Origin of the sequence: Serratia sp. PAMC26656, from assembly GCF_016469055.2 — a bacterium.
GTDB lineage: Bacteria > Pseudomonadota > Gammaproteobacteria > Enterobacterales > Enterobacteriaceae > Serratia > Serratia plymuthica.
The window spans coordinates 675405-696689 of record NZ_CP150486.1 but is presented as its reverse complement, the minus strand read 5'-3'; the positions used below and the strand labels follow the sequence as shown (position 1 = coordinate 696689).

The 21285-nt window shown below is 56.0% G+C and carries 20 protein-coding genes, 3 tRNA genes and 2 pseudogenes; 8 read left to right on the top strand and 17 right to left on the bottom strand.

The annotated features are described in order from the left end of the window. Positions 1–135: 135 nt before the first annotated feature. The 13 genes and pseudogenes from deoA to JEM67_RS03805 form a co-directional block, all read right to left on the bottom strand. Positions 136–1458, bottom strand: a complete 1323-nt coding sequence (gene deoA / locus JEM67_RS03865) for a thymidine phosphorylase (protein ID WP_199638165.1) — start codon at positions 1456–1458, stop codon at positions 136–138. 69 nt (positions 1459–1527) lie between these two features. Continuing rightward, the gene (gene deoC / locus JEM67_RS03860; protein WP_013811423.1) at positions 1528–2307 is read right to left on the bottom strand and encodes a deoxyribose-phosphate aldolase; all 780 of its coding nucleotides are present in this window, start codon (positions 2305–2307) and stop codon (positions 1528–1530) included. 373 nt (positions 2308–2680) lie between these two features. Further along, complete coding sequence (locus JEM67_RS03855) at positions 2681–3958, bottom strand: NupC/NupG family nucleoside CNT transporter (protein WP_006320018.1); 1278 nt, start codon at positions 3956–3958, stop codon at positions 2681–2683. 198 nt (positions 3959–4156) lie between these two features. After that, entirely contained in the window at positions 4157–4933 is a 777-nt protein-coding gene (locus tag JEM67_RS03850) for a metal-dependent hydrolase (RefSeq protein ID WP_013811422.1), read from the bottom strand. A gap of 208 nt (positions 4934–5141) precedes the next feature. Beyond that, positions 5142–6051 (bottom strand): annotated as a pseudogene (locus JEM67_RS03845) (patatin-like phospholipase family protein); the annotation flags it as partial. A gap of 10 nt (positions 6052–6061) precedes the next feature. Beyond that, positions 6062–6247 (bottom strand): CsbD family protein, encoded by a 186-nt coding sequence (locus tag JEM67_RS03840; protein ID WP_013811420.1) that lies wholly within the window; start codon positions 6245–6247, stop codon positions 6062–6064. Between the two features lie 55 nt (positions 6248–6302). Further along, on the bottom strand, positions 6303–6464 hold the full coding sequence (locus tag JEM67_RS03835; protein ID WP_004949916.1) for a DUF1328 domain-containing protein: 162 nt from the start codon (positions 6462–6464) through the stop codon (positions 6303–6305). A 113-nt stretch (positions 6465–6577) separates the two neighbouring features. Next, positions 6578–7192 carry a molecular chaperone OsmY gene (gene osmY, locus JEM67_RS03830; protein WP_004949915.1) on the bottom strand — a complete coding sequence of 205 codons (615 nt, stop codon included), beginning with the start codon at positions 7190–7192 and terminating at the stop codon, positions 6578–6580. Positions 7193–7725: 533 nt separating this feature from the next. Further along, positions 7726–9315: a peptide chain release factor 3 gene (gene prfC, locus JEM67_RS03825; RefSeq protein ID WP_013811419.1), complete on the bottom strand. Its 1590-nt coding sequence runs from the start codon at positions 9313–9315 to the stop codon at positions 7726–7728. A gap of 164 nt (positions 9316–9479) precedes the next feature. Beyond that, positions 9480–10367 (bottom strand): annotated as a pseudogene (locus JEM67_RS03820) (type II toxin-antitoxin system HipA family toxin); the annotation flags it as partial. After that, entirely contained in the window at positions 10334–10588 is a 255-nt protein-coding gene (locus tag JEM67_RS03815; RefSeq protein ID WP_199638160.1) for a helix-turn-helix domain-containing protein, read from the bottom strand. The pseudogene JEM67_RS03820 and the gene JEM67_RS03815, both read right to left, overlap by 34 nt. Before the next feature lie 162 nt (positions 10589–10750). Further along, positions 10751–11194: a ribosomal protein S18-alanine N-acetyltransferase gene (rimI, locus tag JEM67_RS03810; RefSeq protein ID WP_199638158.1), complete on the bottom strand. Its 444-nt coding sequence runs from the start codon at positions 11192–11194 to the stop codon at positions 10751–10753. Further along, positions 11139–11576: a DNA polymerase III subunit psi gene (locus tag JEM67_RS03805; protein WP_006323488.1), complete on the bottom strand. Its 438-nt coding sequence runs from the start codon at positions 11574–11576 to the stop codon at positions 11139–11141. The genes rimI and JEM67_RS03805 overlap by 56 nt, the downstream gene beginning before the upstream one ends. A gap of 156 nt (positions 11577–11732) precedes the next feature. Between JEM67_RS03805 and rsmC the strand changes: the two genes are divergently transcribed. Further along, complete coding sequence (gene rsmC, locus JEM67_RS03800) at positions 11733–12776, top strand: 16S rRNA (guanine(1207)-N(2))-methyltransferase RsmC (RefSeq protein ID WP_199638156.1); 1044 nt, start codon at positions 11733–11735, stop codon at positions 12774–12776. 56 nt (positions 12777–12832) lie between these two features. Here the strand turns inward: rsmC and JEM67_RS03795 are convergent, their stop codons facing one another. Continuing rightward, complete coding sequence (locus JEM67_RS03795) at positions 12833–13825, bottom strand: aldo/keto reductase (RefSeq protein WP_199638154.1); 993 nt, start codon at positions 13823–13825, stop codon at positions 12833–12835. Between the two features lie 131 nt (positions 13826–13956). Here JEM67_RS03795 and JEM67_RS03790 point away from each other — a divergent pair, with 131 nt between their 5' ends. From JEM67_RS03790 to JEM67_RS03775, 4 genes are all read left to right on the top strand, one after another. Then, on the top strand, positions 13957–14901 hold the full coding sequence (locus tag JEM67_RS03790; RefSeq protein ID WP_199638152.1) for a LysR family transcriptional regulator: 945 nt from the start codon (positions 13957–13959) through the stop codon (positions 14899–14901). Between the two features lie 72 nt (positions 14902–14973). Then, positions 14974–15060 (top strand) — tRNA-Leu (locus JEM67_RS03785). Between the two features lie 36 nt (positions 15061–15096). Continuing rightward, a tRNA-Leu gene (locus JEM67_RS03780) sits at positions 15097–15183 on the top strand. 44 nt (positions 15184–15227) lie between these two features. Beyond that, a tRNA-Leu gene (locus JEM67_RS03775) sits at positions 15228–15314 on the top strand. Between the two features lie 83 nt (positions 15315–15397). Here JEM67_RS03775 and JEM67_RS03770 read toward each other — a convergent pair. Beyond that, positions 15398–15682, bottom strand: a complete 285-nt coding sequence (locus JEM67_RS03770) for a DUF1435 domain-containing protein (RefSeq protein WP_199638150.1) — start codon at positions 15680–15682, stop codon at positions 15398–15400. 262 nt (positions 15683–15944) lie between these two features. Here JEM67_RS03770 and JEM67_RS03765 point away from each other — a divergent pair, with 262 nt between their 5' ends. Continuing rightward, positions 15945–17021, top strand: coding sequence for a GGDEF domain-containing protein (locus JEM67_RS03765; RefSeq protein WP_199638148.1), 1077 nt, complete (start codon positions 15945–15947; stop codon positions 17019–17021). A 51-nt stretch (positions 17022–17072) separates the two neighbouring features. Here JEM67_RS03765 and JEM67_RS03760 read toward each other — a convergent pair whose 3' ends face one another. Then, the gene (locus JEM67_RS03760) at positions 17073–17684 is read right to left on the bottom strand and encodes a TetR/AcrR family transcriptional regulator (protein WP_199638146.1); all 612 of its coding nucleotides are present in this window, start codon (positions 17682–17684) and stop codon (positions 17073–17075) included. Positions 17685–17818: 134 nt separating this feature from the next. Here JEM67_RS03760 and JEM67_RS03755 point away from each other — a divergent pair, with 134 nt between their 5' ends. Continuing rightward, positions 17819–19009: an MFS transporter gene (locus JEM67_RS03755; protein ID WP_199638144.1), complete on the top strand. Its 1191-nt coding sequence runs from the start codon at positions 17819–17821 to the stop codon at positions 19007–19009. Between the two features lie 20 nt (positions 19010–19029). On the opposite strand, the gene JEM67_RS03750 is transcribed toward JEM67_RS03755, so the two are convergent. Next, complete coding sequence (locus JEM67_RS03750; protein WP_199638360.1) at positions 19030–19947, bottom strand: LysR family transcriptional regulator; 918 nt, start codon at positions 19945–19947, stop codon at positions 19030–19032. 124 nt (positions 19948–20071) lie between these two features. Here JEM67_RS03750 and JEM67_RS03745 point away from each other — a divergent pair, with 124 nt between their 5' ends. Then, the gene (locus JEM67_RS03745; RefSeq protein WP_199638142.1) at positions 20072–21265 is read left to right on the top strand and encodes an MFS transporter; all 1194 of its coding nucleotides are present in this window, start codon (positions 20072–20074) and stop codon (positions 21263–21265) included. Positions 21266–21285 lie beyond the last annotated feature (20 nt).

The window sequence follows — 21285 nt, the reverse complement described above, 5'->3', positions numbered from 1 at the left end:
CTTCATTCACCCCAGTCACTTGGTTCACCAAGCTCCAGGGGATTCCTTCAGTTACCGCCTACCTGCATCTTGAAATCCATTGGGTATAGCGGCAGCGAGTTTTGCTACCGCTATATAATGTTGTAAAAGTAATACTTATTCTGAAATACGTTTGTAAACTACTGGCGTCGCTTCCGGCGCTTTATCGCTCAGCACCATAGCGCTGCGTACCGCTTCGGCCGCCTGCTGCCAACTCTCTTCGTCGTTGGCGTGGATCACCGCCAGCGGTTGCTGGGTATCCACTTTATCGCCCAGGCGCGCCATGCCGGTCAGGCCGACGCTGTAATCGATATTGTCGGTCGCGCGGCGACGACCGCCGCCCAGCGATACCACCGCCATGCCCAGCGCACGGGTATCCATCGCGCTGATAATGCCCTGTTTTTCGGCGTAAACCGGCTTGCTCAGGGTCGCTGCCGGCAGATAGCTGTCGTAGCGCTCAACAAAATCGGTCGGGCCCTGCTGTGCCGCCACCATGCGGCCAAACACTTCTGCCGCTTTGCCATTGTCCAGCACCGCCTGCAGCTTGGCGCGCGCGTCGGCGTCATCTTTCGCCAGGCCGCCGGAAAGCAGCATTTCCACGCACAGCGCCATCGTCACTTCCAGCAGGCGCGGGTTGCGGTATTCGCCGGTCAGGAAACGCACCGCTTCTCGTACTTCCACCGCATTGCCGGCGCTGGAGGCCAGTACCTGATTCATGTCGGTCAGCAGCGCGGTAGTTTTGCACCCTGCGCCATTGGCCACGCCAACGATCGCCTGCGCCAGATCGGCCGACAGCGCATAGGTCGGCATAAAGGCGCCGGAGCCGACTTTAACGTCCATCACCAGCGCATCCAGCCCTTCCGCCAGCTTCTTCGCCAGAATAGAGGCGGTAATCAGCGGGATAGAATCCACGGTAGCGGTGATGTCGCGGGTGGCGTAGAAACGCTTGTCCGCCGGTGCCAGCGAGCTGGTCTGGCCGATAATCGCCACGCCAACGTCCTGAATAATTTTGCGGAAGGCGCTGTCATCCGGGAAAATGTTAAAACCCGGGATGGCTTCCAGCTTGTCCAGCGTGCCGCCGGTATGGCCCAGACCGCGGCCGGAAATCATCGGCACGTAGCCGCCGCAGGCGGCCACCATCGGGCCTAGCATCAACGAAGTGACATCGCCCACGCCGCCGGTGGAGTGCTTGTCGACCAAGGGTCCGTTCAGCGACAGGCTTTTCCAATCCAGCACGGTGCCGGAATCACGCATCGCCATGGTGAGCGCCACGCGCTCCGGCATGGTCATATCGTGGAAATAAATGGTCATCGCCAGCGCGGCGATCTGACCTTCTGAAACCACATTGTCACGGATCCCATTGATGAAAAAGCGAATTTCCGCTTCGTTCAACGGCTGACCGTCACGTTTTTTACGAATAATTTCTTGTGCCAGGAACAAAGCATCCCCCTGATTGAGCGAATGTAGGGTGCAGGCAGGCGCTGCATCGCGCCTTGCCGACGTTATCGATCAGTAACCGCTGCCGGACGCTGCGGTGCTGTGGCCCAGCGTCGTCAGCAGGCTGGCTAACAGGCTGGAAGCGCCGAAACGGAAATGACGCGCATCGGCCCAGCCTTCACCCAGAATACGATCGGCAAGTTGCAGATAATGCAGTGCATCTTCCGCAGTGCGCACGCCGCCGGCTGGCTTGAAACCCACCGTTTTGGCGACACCCAGATCGCGGATCGCCGACATCATCAGCTCTGCGCTTTCCAGCGTGGCGTTGACCGGCACTTTACCGGTAGAGGTTTTGATAAAATCGGCACCGGCGTTAATGGCAATCTCCGATGCCTTGCGGATCAGATTGGCCTGCTTCAACTCACCGGTTTCAATAATCACTTTCAGCAGCACATTGGCCGCCTGGCAGGCTTGCTTGCACTGCTTCACCAGCTCAAAACCGACCTGCTCATTACCGGCGATCAACGCGCGGTATGGGAACACCACGTCGACTTCGTCGGCACCATAGGCGATAGCCGCACGGGTTTCCGCCAGCGCAATGTCGATATCGTCGTTGCCATGCGGAAAGTTGGTGACGGTCGCGATGCGGATGTCCGGCGTCCCTTGCTCACGCAGGGCCTTGCGCGCCACCGGAATAAAGCGCGGATAAATGCAGATGGCCGCCGTATGGCCAGCCGGGCTGTTGGCCTGACGACACAGCGCGATCACTTTCTCATCGGTGTCGTCATCGTTCAGCGTGGTTAAATCCATCAGGGCCAGCGCACGTTGCGCTGCTGCGGTTAATTCGGTCATAAAACTCTCCAACTGCGAACCTGGGTGTTGGCGAGCGGACTTGGTTCCTTGAAGATAGCGCTGGGGAACGGGTTCCCACGGCGGCAACTGAGATCCTTCTCACCGCACTTGGCCCTGCATATCGTGCAGGGTCAGTAATAGCTATTTGAACACGATCACCCGGGGCAATTCGCGCTCAGAGTCACACTATATGAAATAACACTGTAACAGGCCGGAATTATATGTGAAGAACATCACAAAATAACGCGATATCGTTCACAAATTCGCTAAAGAAACGGACGCAGGCAACGGGCACGGCATCATGTGCCCGTCTTAGAGTATAGGCGGTGTCTCGCAATAGGGCGTGGCGCACTAGTGCAGAACTATGCCAGGCTTACAGCGCCAAAAAGAACCCGGCGATGGTCGCGCTCATCAGGTTGGAGAGCGTGCCGGCCGCGACCGCCTTCAGGCCGAAGCGCGCGATGTCGTGACGACGGTTCGGCGCCATGCTGCCCAAGCCGCCAAGCAGGATCGCCACCGATGACAGGTTGGCAAAGCCGCACAGCGCAAAAGAGATGATCGCCTTGGTATGCGTCGACAGCACCTGCAACCCTTCCGCCGCCACCACGTCGTCCGGGCGCAAATAGGCGCCGAAGTTCATGTAAGCGACAAATTCATTGACGATAATCTTCTGGCCGATAAATGAGCCGGCGGTCATCGCCTCATGCCAGGGTACGCCAATCAGGAAGGCGATCGGCGAGAAGACCCAACCGAGCATCAACTCAAGCGACAGCTGCGGGTAGTCGAACCAACCACCGATACCGCCGAGAATGCCGTTCAGCAAGGCGATCAGCGCGATAAACGCCAGCAACATGGCGCCGACGTTCAACGCCAACTGCATGCCGGATGCCGCGCCGGATGCCGCCGCATCGATCACGTTGGCCGGGCGGTCATCTTCGGCGATCAGTTTCGTCGCATCGTCTTTATCGTGGGTTTTTTCGGTTTCCGGCACCATCAGCTTGGCGAACAACAACCCGCCCGGCGCGGCCATGAACGACGCGGCAATCAGGTATTCCAGCGGTACGCCCATCTGGGCATAGCCGGCCAGCACCGAACCGGCCACCGAGGCCAGGCCACCGCACATGACGGCGAAAAGTTCTGACTGGGTCATGGTGGCAATATACGGACGCACCACCAGCGGGGCTTCGGTCTGGCCGACGAAGATATTGGCGGTCGCCGACAGCGATTCGGTGCGTGAGGTGCCCAGCAGTTTGTGCAAGCCGCCACCCAATACACGGATCACCAGTTGCATGATGCCAAGGTAATACAGCACGGCAATCAACGAGGAGAAGAACACGATCACCGGCAGCACGCGCAGAGCGAAGACGAAACCGCCGCCACCGAACACCTCGAACATCTTGTCGGACACCAACCCGCCGAAGATAAACGATATCCCCTGGTTGCCGTAGGCGATCACGTTAGCCACGCCGGCCGACATGCCGCCGAGAATACTGCGGCCCACCGGCACGTACAGCACCAGCGCGCCAATGGCCACCTGAATGATGAATGCCCAGACAACGGTGCGCAATTTGATGGCGCGACGGTTGCTGGAGAGCAGCACGGCTATGGCGATCAGTGCCGCCATTCCTACCAGGCTCATGATGAGTTGCATGCAAAGTATCCCTGTTGCGAAAAAGAAAATGCATCCCTACCCGGTAGATACGAGAGGGTCGCTGGAAAGTGATTTCGGGGTGCGATTATACGGAGCGGGGCAGTCCCCGCCCCGATTTATGTCACAAATATATACAACAGGAAGCAAATGAAAATCTTATAACGTGACACAAGTCACGTTTTTTAACTCATTTATCGTTCAGAAGCGAAACAAGGCGTGGGTGTTGTGTTGCAGGTGGGCGGCAATGTCATCAGGGGATTCCGGGCGCAGTTGGCACAATATCCGGAACACCTCTGCGGCGCGTTCAGGGCGGTTAGGTTGCCCCTGGTAACCGGAAAGCGGCATATCCGGCGCATCGGTTTCCAGCAACAAGGAGGTCAGCGGCAACTGGGCCATCACACTGCGGGTTTTCTGCGCCCGCTCATAACTGATGGTGCCGCCGACGCCAATGTAATAGCCCAGACGAATAAATGCCTGCGCCTGAGACAGACTGCCGGCAAAACCGTGGACCACGCCACGGCGCGGCAACGGCACGCGGCGCAGCGCGGCGGCCAGTTGATCGTGCGTGCGGCGGGAATGCAGGATCACCGGCAGATCATGCTGTTTCGCCAACTTCAGCTGGGCAATCAACAACCGCTGCTGACGCTCAAACTGCGGGTTTTCCATGTACAGATCGAGACCTATCTCTCCGACCGCCACCAGCTTCGGCGGCCGACTGGCCAGGAACCCGGCCAACTGCTCAAGCTGCGGATCCTGATGCTGGGCTATATACAACGGGTGCAACCCCAGCGCGGCATACAGCGGCTGATGCTCGCGTGCCAGCTTCAACACCCGCGCAAAACGATCGGCGGTCACCGTCGGCACGATAATTCGCTGCACTCCCGCCTGTTCCGCCAGCGCGAGGCTTTCGTGCTCATGGCCGCTGAAGGGCGGAAAATCGAAATGGCAGTGGGTGTCGGTAAAACCGTGACTCACAGCGCGCCTCCTTCACCTGGCGGCACGTCGCCCGGCAGGATAATTTTCGGTGCGGCCAGGTTGGTCTCCGGTTGCGCGGCAAGGCCATGCGGATGATTGACATCGGTAATGATCGGCGATGGCATTCTGACATTTTCCGGCTGGAGCAGACGCCGCGACAGCGCCTTTTTCACTTTGACGCCGTCCCGTTCTTCCTGTTGCATCAGCCAATGGCCGACGGTCGCCAGGAAGTAGCGCCCGCAGCGGCGGCCCAGATGATAATCCTGATTCAGCGACGTCACGCGACTGCCCAACGCATTGCTGGCCAGCGGTTTGGGCGGGAAAATCTCAAAGATGCGCAGCTTGCCCGGCGGTTTCTCAATAAACTGCTGGATGCGGTGATAGCTTTGCTCATGGTGTTGCAGGATGCGCACCATCTGCTGCAGGCTGCTTTCACTCAGCCAGTGCTCCATGCGTTTCATCCACTGCGGCGTGTAATACATCTGAGAAGGCACGGTGCGGATCACCACAATGGTATCGGCACCGCGGCGGTAGGCCTCTTCGACCGGGATAGCGTCGCTGATGCCGCCGTCCTGATAGCTGACGCCGTCCAACTCTACGCCCATGCGGTAAAAGCCGGGGATGGCGCTGGAGGCTTTGATCGCCGGCAGCCAACTGGCGCGCAGCGCCGGCAGGTAAGTCGGTTCGAAGTCATCGCTGCGGCAGGCGCACATCAGGAATTCACGGCCATCGACCAGGTGCTTTTCGGCCACGTCCATCGCCAGCGGCAATTGCTGAGAAGTCGTGTCGATCAGCCAGTCGAGGTCAATCAGGTGCCCGCCACGCACAAAGCGCAGCGGGTTAAAGAAGTCAGCGGTGGTGGTGTAGCGGGTGATGACCCGCCGTGCGTAGCCCATCTGGCCGCAAATAAAGGCCGAGAGGTTCTGCGCGCCGGCAGAAGTGCCGATCATCAGCTCAAAAGGGTTAAAGCGGGCACGCTGAAACTCGTCCAGCACGCCGGCGGTAAAGATGCCGCGCTGCCCGCCCCCTTCACATACCAACGCCATTTTACCGGGCCGGTACGGTTTATACGCCAGCGGTTCTATGTTGCCGAGCGTGATGGGTATTCTGTATCCCAACCCTGTATCCTCAGTGAGACGTTTTTTCCGAGGATACCTCGTCTTGCTCTCTTCCGTAATCCTCTTGCAGTACGCCAGAGAGGCAATCATTGCTTCCCATCAGCCAAATGCAGTCACTGCCGGACCATTCCGCCACGGCCTGACATAGCTGCCCTTTCAGCTGTTTCCAGCGTCCGAGGATGATGTCGCTGTTCATGACGCACCTCCCTACTGCAAGAAAAGGAATCAAGCTTTGTTACACTTTGAGAAAACTAAAGACGTCGGCGGCCGGTAAACAGGCTGACCAGGAACAGGATAATCCCCACGACGAAAACGATTTTCGCGGCCCATGCGGCGGTGCCCGCCAGCGTCCCGAAACCTAACGCCGCAGCAATCAATGCAATGACTAAAAAGATAATGCCCCAACGAAACATAAGCCTCTCCTTACGTAGGGGCGCAATAAGTTGCGCCCGTGATGACCCAATGAATCAATGTGTTCAGCATGCTGAACCCCTACCTGTAGAGCTTGGTTCTACCGTTGCTTCAATTACGGCTTAACGACCAGGTCGTTCTTGACGCTTTTCACGCCGTCGATAGCCTTGGCGATACTCTCTGCACGTTCAGCCTGCGCCTGTGTTTTCACTTCGCCGGAAAGCTGCACCACGCCGTCGGTGGTCTCTACTTTCACGTTGCGCGAAGGCACGATGTCATCAGCCAGCAGTTTGGCTTTCAGTTCGCTGGTGGTCGCGGTGTCACCGGCGTAAGCCTTCACCGACTGTTTGGCTTCATCTTTCACGTGCAGCTTGTCGCTGACGGATTTGACGCCTTCTACTTTGCCGGCCACTTCAACCGCGTGCTCGGCCTGCGCCTGGCTGCCGACAAAACCGCTCAGGGTCACGGTGCCTTTTTCCGTTTTCACGGAGATGTCGGTGCTTTTGATCGTTTTATCGTCGACCAGCGCACTTTTAACTTTAGCCGTTGTTGCGCTGTCATCCATGTAACCGTCGACTTTTTTCATGGAGCTATCGATTTTGGCACCCGCGCTGTCAGCGGCACTTGACGCTTTATTGAGCAGCGTATCTTCAGCCAGCGCGCTGCCACTAACCAGTACGGAACCCAAAACAACAGCCATCAGTGATTGTGCAAATTTGGTATTTTTCATCGATCTCTTCCTTTGGTTGCGGATCCAAATGATTGCGGATCCTTCAGCCGCCATGATGCGGCCCACTCAGTAAATACTTCACGATTTCTATACGATCAAACGTTCACGCTAAAACGATTGCTGTCACACAAGGATTATTGCAACACCTGTGCCAACCGTAAAATACCATTAAAAATCAACTACAAATAAAAAACAGCTCATTGTTTAACCTAAAATATGTCGCCAATCAGCGACAATGGTAACCTGTAAAAACAACACGTTAGCTATCTCACTGATCTTTAACAAATCGACCTGTCTCCAATTGGCAACACTGCCGAACAACTATCTATCTATAAAGTAAAAAGCAGTGAATTACGCTTATTGGATACGCCCTCCCCTGTTAAATATAGACTATAGGGCAAAAAGCGTAGGGAATACCGATGAAATCCTGGTGGCAAGCGGGGGAAAGGAAAATGATGAGGGAGATTTATTAATTAGCAGAAGTAGGGTCAGGCAACATAACACAGGGCGCCCTAAGGCGCCCTGCTATTCTATCAATGTTCGCGCGTTTTGCGGAACACCACTTCCGGGTAGCGTTCCTGTGTGATATTCAGGTTAACCATGGTTGGCGCGATGTACGACAGATTGTCGCCGCCGTCCAATGCCAGGTTAAGCTCACATTTGCGCTTGAACTCTTCGAATTTTTTCACGTCACTGCACTCAACCCAACGGGCAGTCGAGACGTTGACCGACTCGTACAAGGCTTCCACGTTGTATTCGCTTTTCAAGCGCGCAACGACCACCTCGAACTGCAGCACACCGACCGCGCCAACGATCAGATCGTTGTTGGCTATCGGTCGGAACACCTGCACCGCCCCTTCTTCGGACAGTTGCACCAGGCCTTTCAGCAGCTGTTTTTGCTTCAGCGGATCGCGCAGACGAATGCGGCGGAACAACTCCGGCGCGAAGTTCGGAATACCGGTGAACTTCATGTCTTCACCCTGAGTGAAGGTATCGCCGATCTGAATGGTGCCGTGGTTGTGCAAACCAATGATATCGCCCGGATAGGCTTCTTCCACGTGCGAACGGTCACCCGCCATAAAGGTCAGGGCGTCGGAGATCACCACGTCTTTACCGGTGCGCACCTGACGCAGCTTCATGCCTTTCTCGTAGCGGCCTGAAACCACACGCATAAAGGCCACGCGGTCACGGTGTTTAGGATCCATGTTGGCCTGGATCTTGAACACGAAGCCGGTGAATTTATCTTCCGCCGCCACCACTTCACGGGTGCTGCTTTTACGCGGCATCGGCGCCGGTGCCCAGGCCACCAGGCCGTCGAGCATGTGGTCCACGCCGAAGTTGCCCAAAGCGGTACCGAAGAATACCGGCGTCAAATCACCGCTCATGAAAGCTTCGTGATCGAATTCGTGGGAGGCCCCCTTCACCAGCTCCAGCTCTTCACGCAACTGCGCGGCCAAATCTTCGCCTACCGCGACGTCCAGTTCCGGGTTGTCCAACCCTTTGACGATGCGCACTTCCTGAATGGTGTGGCCTTTGCCGCTCTGGTAAAGGTAGGTTTCATCCTTGTACAGATGATAAACCCCTTTAAACAGCTTGCCGCAGCCGATAGGCCAGGTGATTGGCGAGCAAGCGATTTTCAGCTCACGCTCAACCTCATCCATCACTTCCATCGGATCGCGGATATCACGGTCCAATTTGTTCATAAACGTCAGGATCGGCGTATCACGCAGACGGGTGACTTCCATCAGCTTGCGGGTACGATCTTCAACGCCTTTCGCGGCGTCAATCACCATCAGACAGCAGTCCACGGCGGTCAGGGTACGGTAAGTATCTTCGGAGAAGTCTTCGTGCCCCGGGGTGTCCAGCAGGTTAACCAGACATTCGCGGTACGGGAACTGCATCACCGAGGTGGTGATCGAGATACCACGCTGCTTTTCCATCTCCATCCAGTCGGATTTGGCATGTTGGTTCGAGCCGCGGCCTTTTACCGTACCGGCAGTCTGGATAGCCTGTCCGAACAGCAATACCTTTTCGGTAATGGTCGTTTTACCGGCATCGGGGTGCGAGATGATGGCGAAAGTTCTTCTTTTCGAGACTTCGCGGGCAAATTCACTAGGAGACATTTTTTCAGATTCTACGGTTAGTCCGCCCTGCGACATCATCAGAACGCGCCGCGCACGGCGCCAGGCAAAGCGGTAAATAAAAGATAATAGCCGGGCATTTTCGCTGATTTGTCAACCGGTGACAATCAATGCTTTTCCCGGCGGGGGAATAACCTTGTTTGTCATTACGAACGGAAGTCGGATGAGAGTGAAGCCCAGTGCTGCCGTAATACGGATTTGGTGCTCTGCCACCATGGGTAAGTTTTCCAACAAACCTGGCCATAAGGTGCGTGCCTTGTCGATGGCATCCAATAAATGCACCCGAATAGCCGGCCAGGGAATGCCGACGCGCTCCGCCCAACGCTCAAAAGTCTGCATGGAAATCATTGCCCAACGCTTTTCTCTCGCCATATTCAGCGCCACTTCTGATTCACCCGGGATATAAACCCGTGTAGTAACAATGTCATAAGCGGGAGAAAGCCGAACACCGATTTGGTTGGGGTAGATCATGGACCAGTTTTTTACATGGGCATCGCCATTCGCCAACAAAATATTGGCCAATAAGCGGCGGGCCATCTGTTGCACATCGGCCAAGGGGTCACTGCCCCAGTCATAAAGATATGCCGCTATTTGATCATAGTTTTTTCCACGATATTTATCGTGTGCATAGAGTTCAAATAGTTGGGCAAAATCTTCCGTATGCACGCGCCCGAACGACGAATGGCGTAAGCATAAGGCTCATCAGCCAGGCGAATATCCGGTAAGTTATCCAGTTGCCCCAAAGCAACCAGCTCAATATCAGGAATATCCACACCGATAGCTTGCGCCAATCACATCGCCGTATATTCATTTTCAGGCACGTTACGATGCACCGTCGATGGCGTTTTAATAATCCAGCTATCAGCCCCCACCTGAGAAGAAATGTTGAAGCGCCCATCTTTACGCAGCGAGGAAAACTTCATCTGCACGCCTGCCAGAGAAAATTTCTGCGTATCCAGCCCGACGTCGATTTGCACCGCTTCCAGCTCGCCGCGAGAGGTTAATGCCCAAGCGGGGCTCTCATTAGCAGCAAGCGCTCCACATCACGCACATCGTTTTTCGGCACGATAAGGTATTCCAAATCCATCGCCGCCAATATGCGTAGCAGGGTGCTCACTCGCATATCACTGCCGGATTCAATACGCTGATATTGCTGTTGGGTCATACCGATTTTCATCAAAAAGTCTTTTTGGTTCCAGCCCAGCTCGGTGCGTTTCTCTTTCAAAAATTTTGCTATCTCTGATGATTTCCGCATCTTTCACCTCAAAACAACTTATTGATTGTACCTACCGCAATAAACAACACATTAGTTGTTACATCAGGCAAAAACAACTCATTTGCTGTATCTGCATCTAAAAACAACCCATTAGTTGTAAATAAACAACAGAACAATAAATAAGCTGTTTTTTGTTCAAGATCAGGCCAGCGGCAGCGCCATCACTATCGCATCTTCACGCCCGTTGGCGCTCGGATAGTAATTACGGCGGAGAGTCACTTCGTTAAAGCCGAGATCTTCATACAGCGCAATGGCCGCACGGTTAGAGGCGCGCACTTCAAGCCACAACGTGACGACGCCACGGGCTTCCAACTGCGCAATCAACGCTTCCAGCAGAAAACGGCCGAAACCGCGACGCTGCCAGTCAGGATGAATCGCAATATTGAACAACGTCGCTTCGTCGAGCACGATCTGGGTAATGGCGAAGCCCGCCATCTGCCCTTCGGCGTCCAGTTTCAGGTTAAGGTAACGTTCGCCCTGATTGCCGGCAAAGGTGGCTTGCGTCCAGGGAAAGGCGTGACTGGCCTGCTCAATCTTGAATGCCGTGGCCAGATCGGCCGCCGTCAGGGTAGAAATACTGTTCATGATGACAAATCTGCTGCCAGAGTGCGCGCTTGGCACTCGCGTCGAGGGAAAGCTCGGCCAGTGCCGGGCTGTGTAGTTGTGCGCCGGCCACCGCGAGCGGCTCCGCAACGCCCAGCCGCCAACTGTTGCATTCGGTATCCTCAGGCAGCATCGCTACCTGGTCCGGCGTCAGGCCATAGGTTTGCGCCGGGGTCAGCCCCAGGCTGCGCAACACGTCGCAAAACAGCGGATCGTTATGCTCAGGCAGTGGCTGCGCCACCACCAGCAAACGCACATCGGGCGGCAGGCTGACCGCTACTTCGCCCTGCAACACGCCCGGGCGGCGCAATGTCCACTGCGTAATACCCAGTTGTTGTAACAGCCAGTCGCGTTTTGATGCCATGCCGATTCCTGTCAGGAGCTACCCGTTGTGGTGCGCCATGCCTGCCATGCGCCGCGCTATGCTAACAAACCCGCGCGGCCTGCGCCAACAAACCCGTCGAACATATCGCCACAAAGCTCTATAATCCCCAGCTTAATTTCCAGGAGCAAAAAACCGATGTCTGCATTAACCCCCGCCAGTGAAGTCATGCTGCGCCACAGTGATGAGTTTATTGAACGCCGCGTTCTGTTCGCCGGTGACCTGCAGGATACCCTGCCGGCCCAATTCGAAGCCGCGGATGTACGTGTCCATACCCAGCAATACCATCACTGGCAGTTACTTAACCGGGCGATGGGTGACAACGTGCAGTTCGGTCTGACCGTAGATGCCGAGTTTGTCGCCGAATGCGATACGTTGATCTACTACTGGCCGAAGAGCAAACAGGAAGCGCAGTTCCAGCTGTGCAACATCCTGGCGTTGCTGCCGGTGGGCGCAGACGTGTTCGTGGTCGGTGAGAACCGCAGCGGCGTGCGCAGTGCGGAACTGATAATGGAAGACTACGCCACCTTGGTGAAAATCGACAGCGCCCGTCGCTGTGGCCTGTATCACGGTCGCCTGGATGCCCAAACCGAATTTGATTTGAACGACTGGTGGGAAAGCTACCCGTTGCACGATCTGGAAGTGAAAACCCTGCCGGGCGTGTTCAGCCGCGATGGGCTGGACGTAGGCAGCTCACTGCTGCTGTCGACCCTGGAAAAACACATGAAGGGCAAAGTGTTGGATCTGGGCTGTGGTGCCGGCGTGATGGCCTCGGTGCTGTCAAAGCTGTCGCCTAAGGTGAAGCTGACGCTCAGCGACGTCAACGCCGCCGCGGTGGAATCCAGCCGCGCTACGCTGGCCGCCAACGGTATCGAGGGCGAAGTGATCGTCAGTAACGTCTATTCCGACATTACCGGCCGCTTCGACATGATCATCTCCAACCCGCCGTTCCACGATGGCCTGCAAACCAGCCTGACCGCAGCCGAAACCCTGATCCGCGGTGCGTTAAAACACCTGCCGATAGGCGGTCGTCTGCGTATCGTGGCCAACGCCTTCCTGCCGTACCCGGACATTCTGGACGCCACCTTCGGCAGCCACGAAGTGCTGGCGCAGAACGGCCGCTTCAAGGTATATCAAGCCACCGTAGCCCGTGCGCCGCGCGATGCGAAGAAAAAGAAGTAACGACTAGCCACTGAATATCATGGCCAGAGCGCAGCGTTTCCACGCTGCGCTTTTTTTTAGCCGTTGATGTAGGTCATCGACTCGGCGCCATAGCGCGGGCCCGCCGCCGCCTGGTACGGGAACACCGCCTCAATCGCCGCCAGCTCAGCCTCGCTCAGCGTCAGCTCAGCCGCCGCGATATTCTCCTCCAGATAACGGCGACGCTTGGTGCCCGGGATCGGCACAATGTGTTCGCCCTGCGCCAATACCCAGGCCAGCGCCAGCTGTGACGGTGCGACGCCTTTTTGTTTGGCCAGCTCGGCGACCTTTTCCACCAACGCCAGATTGCGGGCAAAGTTCTCGCCCTGGAAGCGCGGGTTACTGAGGCGGAAGTCGTCGGCGTCCAGATCCTCCCGCCGCTGGATCGCTCCGGTCAGGAAACCGCGTCCCAGCGGGCTGTAAGGCACAAAGCCGATGCCCAGCCGCGAGCAGGCTGCCAACGTTCCCTGCTCGGCATCGCGCGTCCACAGGGAATATTCGGTTTGCAACGCGGTAATCGGATGCACCTTGTGCGCACGCTCCAGCGTGGCGACCGAAGCCTCACTCAGCCCGATATAACGAATTTTACCTTCGCTAATCAGGTCCGCCATGGTGCCCACCACCTCTTCAATCGGCACCTCAGGATCCACACGGTGCTGGTAATAAAGATCGATCACTTCAACCCCAAGCCGCTGCAGGCTGCCCTCCACCGAGCGGCGAATATATTCCGGCCGGCTGCTGACGCCCCGGGCGGTGGGATCGGTCGGATCGCGCAGAATGCCGAACTTGGTGGCCAGAAAAACCTGATCCCGTTTGCCCTTGATCGCTTTGCCAATCAGTTGCTCATTGGTGTGCGGCCCGTACATATCGGCGGTATCCAGCAGGGTTACCCCCAGTTCCAGTGCCCGATGCAGAGTGGCAATAGCTTCCTTTTCATCGGAATCAGTCGAGTAAAAGTCACTCATTCCCATGCATCCCAAACCCAGAGCGGAAACGACCGGCCCGTTAAATCCTAATGTGCGCTGTTGCATTGTGCTGCCCTCTTGCTGTTTTTTTAAACCGGAGTGGTGTCGCAACAAAGTCTGGTTGTTTACCCTGTAAAGATAAATAATGCAGATTACTCATCACTGTTCAAAAATCGCTAACAATCACGGACGGTAAAATGGATCAGGTTCAGGCCATGCGTATTTTCACCCGTATCGTCGAGCTGGGCAGCTTCAGCCGGGCGGCCGAGCGCTTGCAACTGCCGCGTGCCACGGTCAGCAACGTGCTGAAACGGCTGGAACAGCGCCTCGGCGTACGGCTGCTGATCCGCACCACCCGTCAGGTGCAGGTGACCAGCGAAGGCACGCTCTATTATCAGCGCTGCGTACAACTGCTGGGCGCGTTGGAAGAAGCGGATACGCTGTTCAGCAGCCATAAGCTGCAACCTTCCGGCAAGGTACGCATCGATATGCCGCATTCGCTGGCGCGTGAAGTCGTTATCCCGGCGCTGGATGATTTTTATCGGCGCTATCCGGATATTACGCTGGCGTTAGGCGCCAATGACACTCACGTGGATCTGCTGCGTGAAGGCGTGGACTGCGTGCTACGCGCCTGGGAAACCGAAGACGACAGCCTGGTGGCGCGACGCATCGCCATGCTGCCGCAGTTAACCTGCGCCTCTCCCGGTTACCTGGCGGCGTTCGGCGTACCGCAGTCCATTGACGACCTGCAGCAACACCGCGCGGTGGGGTATTTTTCCCTCGCCAACAACCGTGACTACCCGCTGGAATTTTGCCGCAGCGGGAAAGTGGATCGGCGCGAACTGCCCGCCAGGCTGAGCGTCAGCGGCGCCGATGCTTACACCAGCGGCTGTCGCGCCGGCATGGGGTTGATACAGGCGGCGCACTATTCGTTGGCGCCGTGGCTGGAAAACGGGGAGTTGGTGGAAGTGCTGGCGGAAACGCCACCGCCGCCGATGCCGATTTACATCATGTATCCGCCTGGCCGATTTCTCGCGCCACGGGTCAGAGTATTGATTGACTGGCTGATTTGGCTGTTTGAAAACCCTAAAAGCAGCGATATGGCTGTTTTTCCAGCAAACGCCCGCAAACAGGGGAAATAACTATTGACGTACCCGCCAAAATCTCTAGAATTCGCCTCCGTGGTAACGTTACTCCGGTAATGTTTTGGTCATGCGAAGGTGGCGGAATTGGTAGACGCGCTAGCTTCAGGTGTTAGTGTCCTTACGGACGTGAGGGTTCAAGTCCCTCTCTTCGCACCAAATAACCACATAATTTATATTGCACGCAGCATCGATGCGAAGGTGGCGGAATTGGTAGACGCGCTAGCTTCAGGTGTTAGTGTTCTTACGGACGTGAGGGTTCAAGTCCCTCTCTTCGCACCAAGCTGGCGACGTAATATAAATCTAAAAGCAACAACATCGACTGTGCGAAGGTGGCGGAATTGGTAGACGCGCTAGCTTCAGGTGTTAGTGTCCTTACGGACGTGAGGGTTCAAGTCCCTCTCTTCGCACCAATTGATGAGTTTTCCTCCCGTTGTTCCTCTGAAGTCCCCCAAATAGCACCCAAGACTCTCCGCTGAAGCGGATTTTTGCGTTTTTAACTGAAGCTGAAATTCAGGCTGATCGCCGCCAATCCACCGGCCAGCGCCATGCAGGAAGGCAGCAGCAAATAATGACGCCAGCGGCTGTTAAACAGCATCACCAACGTCGCTAACATGGCGATCACGATTAGCGTGCGCAGTTGCATCATATCCAGGTTGATCAACGCCAGTAACGGCATCAAGGCGCAGGGCAGCAGAACGCCCCAGGCGCTGGCCAAACGGTTGCCCAGGCACCAACTGACGCCCCACAACCCACACGCGGCAATCATGGCTGCAATCATGATAACCCTACCCTTCAAGTGATAATGAGAACCAATATCATATACCACTTTTTTTCACTGCGCATCATTTTCACCGCTGCGGCCAAACGCGGATGACAGAACGGCGAAAAAATGATAGTTTGCGATAAGAAAATTCTTAGTCGCCGTAGCGTGCTAATAATTACAATTAAAAACCATGTAATATAGGTGTTTAATTCACGCTGAAAGAATCTTTCTAACCTTAATTTTTCGACAGATCGATATTGTAAAGAGTGAACTCCGTATGAACGCGCGTTCTTATCAGGAACTGCTGACTAGCAAGCACCGCTTATCATTGTTTTTGTTTTTATTGATGAACGCGGCCTCTTCTATATTTACAATATTGGTTCCGTTTCAGGGCAAACCCGCATTTACCCTACCTTTATTAGCCATACCGCTATTTTGTCTGATTGCATTGTTATTTACCCTGCAATCCATGCGGCAATTCGTCAAAAAGCTTAATCTGTTTTCATGCGTTATTGGCCTGCTGTGGGCAGCGCATATTTACATTAAAAGTCAGTACTATGCGCCGAATAACCAAGGCTTTTTATTACTTAGCCTGTTCAGTATGTTCTTTATCAGCGCTATTGCCTTAACCGATAACTTTATCGCTTTTTGTCTGCATGCCGTTCCGTCCGCGCTGGTCATTCTATTTCTGGATGGTATGCACAATACCGTGCGGATAGTTTTCACCACAGTGCTGCCGATTATCGCTTTCTCAATCCATCACCTCATGCTCAAGCGCAGCGAAGCCTTTACCAAGACGCTGGTGGCTAACCTGTATAACGAACGAGACAGGTTCAGTAATTTAAGCATGATCGATCCGTTAACCGGCCTTTATAATCGGCGTGGCCTGGAGAACAAGATCAATATGTTACCGGAGTCCCAATCGGGTCGCCATTTTGTTCTGTTGCTCGATATTGACCACTTCAAAGCCTATAACGATAACTATGGCCACACCATGGGCGATCAGGCGCTGGTGCAAGTGGCTATCGCCATCCGCGACTCGGTGCGTTCGCGCGATATTGTGGTGCGCTACGGCGGGGAAGAGTTTCTGGTGCTGCTGACCAACGTCAGAGAAGATTACGCCGCGCAACTGGCTGAACGAGTGCGCCAGCGCGTGCAGGAATTGAAAATACCCCACCGTTTTAACCAGTTAGAGATGACCAACGTCACGCTCAGCGCTGGCATCGCCATGCTGGACAAGCTTGACGTGGCCTCGGCGATCCGCGCGGCCGATGCGGCGCTGTATCTGGCTAAAAACAACGGCCGCAACAATATCCAGCTGGCGGAAAACGTGCAGGCTGCGGTGACCCCATGACAAGCTGACCGCTTCCCCCGCATTATCATTTGCGGGGGAAAGCGAGAAACCTCATGCGCTCGTCGTCGGAGTACGCAAAGGTTTCAACCCGTTCAGCAGCAGTTCCACCCCATCCAGTGCCTGCGCCAATGCTTGCGAGTCCTCAGGGCGATTGGCGATCCAAAAAGCCGCGTCCATCAAGCCGCCATTAATCAGATGCGCCAGCACTTCGGGCGAGGTTGGCGCGATATGTTTTTCTTCCATCAACGTCTTCAGCATGCGGGTCATCGAAGCAACGCATTGCAATTTGCCGGCCTGCAAATACTCCGCGCCAAGTACCGACGGCGAATCACGCAGCAAAATACGCTGCACTTCCGGCGCCATCGTCATCTCAAGATAAGCCCGGCAGCGCCCTTTGAATGCACTCCAGTTATCCGGTGCATAGGCGGAAATATCGGCCAGGCGCGCGTCCATTTCTGCATCGATTTCCTGCGCCACGGCAAGAAACAACCCTTTTTTATCGCCAAAGTGGTGATACAGCGCGCCGCGCGTCATGCCGGCTTGCGCCGTGAGCTCATCCATCACCGTATCGGCATATCCAACGCGGCCAAATTGCTGACGCGCGGTCGCAACCAGCTTTTTGCGCGTTTCCTCAATCATTTCCGTTCGTGCTTTACGTGCCATTTTGACGCTCCGGGCTTAGGGTCATGACGTTATAATTGACATACGTAGCGTATGTCAATTATGTTTACATACGCCTCGTATGTCAATAAGTGAAATGAGGTCCAATGTTACCCCATCAATACTCTGGAGTTTTTATGGCTAACCCTTACCTCGAACTTTTCAGCACGCCGGGCACCAAAGCATTTTCCCTTGCCGGGCTTATCGCACGTATGCCCCTCTCCATGCTCGGGATCGGCATCATCACCATGCTCGCGCAATTGCGGGGGTCTTATTGGCTGGCCGGAGCCGTAGCGGCGACCTTTGCGTTTTCCATGGCGCTGCTGGCGCCGCAGATCTCACGCGCGGTTGATCGCCTGGGGCAACGCCGCGTGCTGCCCTGCGTCACCGCCGTCAGCGTAGTCGGCGTGCTGTCATTACTGCTGTGTACGCATTATCAGGCACCCGACTGGACGCTGTTCATCTTTGCGGCGGTGTCCGGCTGCATGCCCAGCATGCCGGCCATGGTCAGAGCCCGCTGGACCGAGATCTTGCGTGGCACACCACGCCTGCACACCGCATTTTCGTTTGAGTCCGTGCTCGATGAAGTCTGTTTTATTATCGGCCCCCCCATTTCAGTTGGCCTCAGCGTCGCGATCTTTCCGGAGGCGGGGCCATTGGCCGCCGCCATTTTGTTGACGATGGGCGTCGCGGCCTTTGTCTGGCAAACAGGCTCGGAACCGCCGGTTTATCCTGACGACGGCGCGGCTCGCGGCTGCGTCATCAAGCAGGTGCCGATGCAAATATTGGTGCTGGCTTTAGTCGCGTTGGGCACCATTGTCGGCACCGTGGACGTCATCAGCGTCGCCTTTGCCGAACAGCTTGGGCAACCTGCCGCAGCCAGCCTGGTGCTGTCGGTTTACGCCATCGGGTCTTGTCTGGCCGGGTTGATTTTCGGCACCATGAAAATCCCGGTTCCCCTGCCCCACCTGTTTTTATACGCCGCTCTGGCCACGGCGATGACCGCATTGCCCTTGCTGCTGGTTGAGGATATTTTCACGCTGGCGGCCACGGTGTTTGTCGCGGGCCTGTTCTTTGCCCCGACCATGATCATTGCGATGGGGTTGGTTGAAAATATCGTTCCACCCTCCCGGTTAACGGAAGGGTTAACCTGGATGATCACCGGGCTGGGGATTGGCGTAGCACTCGGCGCCGCTCTGGCGGGATGGGTTGTCGATGAGGCCGGGGTAAAAGCCGGGTTCATCATTACGATTTCTGCCGGCCTGGTGGTATTGCTGGTCGCCGCCGGCGGTTACCGTCTGCTGCAAAAATCCGTGCATGCACCCTGACGGGAAATGGCCGGCTAGCGTTAGGCCGGTTCCCAAATAGCCTTGCCGCCCCATCGGCTTTCTATCGCCCCCACGAATCGTTTCACTTTGGGCGATAGATAGCGCCGGGTGGGATAAACGGCGCATATTGGCGCTTCAGCCCGGCAATATCGCTCCAGTACCGGCACCAGCGTGCCGGCCGAGAGTTGTTCGCCAACCAGAAAAGCACCAAGTTGACACAGACCAACACCGGCGAGCGCCGAGTCCCGCAATGCTTCGGTGTTGTTGAAACGCATTCTTCCGCCGACAGGTTCGTCGCGATGTTGTCCATTCACCTGATAGCGCCAGGGAACCGGCATTCCCTGGTGCGAGAACACCAAACGGTGGTGATCAACCAGATCGTCCGGCGTCTGAGGCACGCCATGGTTCTCCAAATAGCCTGGTGAAGCACAGGTTATCAACCGGTGTGGTGCGAGGACTTTGCGTACCAGCCGGCTGTCATCGTTACCGCCAATGCGGATAGCCAAATCGATCCCCTCGCGCACCAGATCGCTGTAGTCATCGGAGAACGTCACCTCTACATCCACTTCCGGCCATTGGAGCAGGAAATCCCTCAAAATCGGTAAAATATGCAAACGGCCAAAGGCGACGGGAAGATCGATACGCAAGCGTCCTCTTGGCGTTTGATGCCGCTGATTTATCGCCGTCTCCGCTTCATCAACTTCCGCCAGAATCCGCAGCGCATGTTCATAAAACACCAGACCTTCTTCGGTCAGGCTCACGCTGCGCGTCGTACGGTGCAGAAGCCGGGTGGCCAACCGCTCTTCCAGCCGATTAACGCTTTTCCCCGCCGACGAGCGGGATATGCCAAGTCTCTCGGCCGCCAGAGTAAAACTACGCGCATCAGCGACCCGCACAAACACCAGCAGATCGGACAGGTTATCCAGCGGCATCGCCATTAAATTAGCCACGTTTTGTCCCCAATATTACTCATTTAGGCCAGTTTATCACCCGATAGCGCGCGTATACACTGTGTTCGTTCCCCCCATGCCCTCTATCAAACCCAGTAAACGAGGAAATTCAATGAGCATATCTCACCGGGCCGCCGGGCAACCGGCAAGCGTCCCAAGGCCCTGGCTGGCGGTATTTTCAATCGGGCTCGCCACATTTTCCGTCGTCACCACCGAAATGTTACCCGTCGGCCTGTTGAATCCCATTGCGGATACGCTAAACGCCACGGTTGGCCGGGCGGGCCTGATGATTTCATTGCCGGCCCTGCTGGCCGCCTTTTTTGCTCCACTGGTTGTTCTCACCTCCGGAGGGATTAACCGCAGGACGATCCTCCGCTGGCTTCTCGCTTTGCTGATTGCGGCTAATATTGCTTCGGCCACGGCAACCAGTATGAACGGGCTGCTGGTCGCCCGCGTCATCGTCGGTTTCTGCATGGGCGGGATTTGGGCCATTGCCGGGGGCATTGCGGGGCGGTTGGTACCGCAAGCTTCCCTTGGTCTGGCGATGTCGATAATTTTTGGCGGCGTCGCGGCCGCTTCGGTATTAGGCGTACCCTTAGGGGCATTTATGGGTGATGCATTCGGCTGGCGTACCGCCTTTCTGGCGATGGCCCTTTTAGCTCTGCTGGCGCTAATCTTGCTCATCAGATCGTTCCCATCGGTGCCTGCGGAACACACTGTCACTTTAGGGCAATTCGCCGAACAACTGGCAAACCCAAAGCTACTTGCAGGACTCCTGGTGACAGTCCTGTTGGTCGCCGGCCATTTCATGGCTTTCACCTTTATTCGACCGCTGCTGCAGACGGTATCCCATTTTGACGACAACTGGATTGGCCCGCTGCTGTTCGCCTACGGCCTCGCCGGCATTGCCGGGAATTTTCTTGCCGGCAGCGCAGCGGCAAAACACCTTCGCCCGACGCTGGCGCTGATCGCCCTCGGGATAACTGCCGCCGTCATCCTGTTTTCCTGGTGGGGAGGAACCGCCGTCGGCGGCGGTCTTATTACCCTGTTGTGGGGACTTGCCTATGGCGGGGTTTCCGTATCGCTGATGACCTGGATGATGATCGCAACCCCCCGATCCATTGAGGTCGCCACTTCTCTTTATATCGCCCTCTTTAATATCGGTATTTCTCTCGGCGCCGTAGCAGGAGGGCAACTTGTCGATAAATACGGTCTGGTAACCAACACCCTGATGGCCGGCGCCACCACAGGTCTGGCATTGGTGGTTATCGCGCGGGTAAAAATCAGGGCTGAACCTGCCCCCTGATGGCAACCTGCGGCCCGCCG